Source organism: Citrobacter sp. Cpo012, assembly GCF_030333015.1.
GTDB classification, from domain to species: domain Bacteria; phylum Pseudomonadota; class Gammaproteobacteria; order Enterobacterales; family Enterobacteriaceae; genus Citrobacter; species Citrobacter portucalensis.
In genome coordinates, this window is the sequence record NZ_JAOWGR010000015.1 from 1 (window position 1) to 957 (window position 957).

The following is a 957-nucleotide window of genomic DNA, read 5'->3' on the forward strand; positions in this document are numbered from 1 at the left end:
GCTTATCAGGGAAAGCTGTATGTGAAGATTACGGGCTACCCTTCTCTGCGGCGCATTCTTAACGGAACCCGTTACCGGATAAATCATCCTAAAGTACTTGAAGTGGGCATTGGCAGCGCCGGGTTTCGAAATGGCATAATGTCAGGGGCCAAATTCTGCATCTGGTTTTCCGCATGCTGGCGGTTGATTGAGGTGGTGTTTAAATCCGAGCATGACGTCGCCGCACTGCTGGGAAACGTGACGATGGATGTGGCGAAGGTGATTGTGAGTGTTTTTGTCTTGCAATCAGTGGGTAGTACTCTTGGGTTAGCTGTACCTCTATTGTTCTCTAGCGCCGCCGTTCCGGTTTGGGGAGAAATTGTCGGTGTCGTTGTATTAGGTTTTATTATTACCTGGTCTCTGAATGAAGTGGACAACAAATATGAGCTATCAGACAAACTGATAGCGTGTATTCGTGAGGGACTTAAAGAACGGCAAAGAATCGAAGAGAGGAACATCCAACGGCTGGGGTACAGAAGCTCCCTTTATGGCGGAAATTATTGACATGAAGCATAATATTAATCTGGTGAATATTAAGAAAAGATGCAACTTATTTCTCTGTATATTCATTTTTGGGGGGGGGACTTGGGTGGAGTATATTGCCAGCGTACCGGATCTCACCGATCTCATTGAATCCAGAAGCATCGTCTATTTTTTCTGGGGTTCATTTTGCATGTTTTTCATGATTCCGGTGACGGGTTGCTTTACTTTGGGCACTGCCTATCTGGCTTTTGCGAAAAGCATGCAGCCGCCAAAATTCTTCGACAGGACATTTACCATTGTTTTCCACGTCGCGGGGGTAGGATTTGTTATTGGTAATATTTTCTCTTTTATTGTTATTTTTTATCCTCTTGGTACTAACTATGTTTTATGTGAGCGTCCAGGCCCGACGTCTGGCACCTATTACACCCGGACCGA

At 45.4% G+C, this 957-nt stretch carries 1 protein-coding gene and 1 pseudogene; both read left to right on the top strand.

Annotated elements, in window-relative coordinates:
* A pseudogene (locus OGX90_RS01145) lies at positions 1-543 on the top strand (hypothetical protein); the annotation flags it as partial.
* On the top strand, positions 527-957 hold a 431-nt coding region (locus OGX90_RS01150; RefSeq protein ID WP_286573055.1), incomplete at its 3' end, for a DUF1240 domain-containing protein. The pseudogene OGX90_RS01145 and the gene OGX90_RS01150, both read left to right, overlap by 17 nt.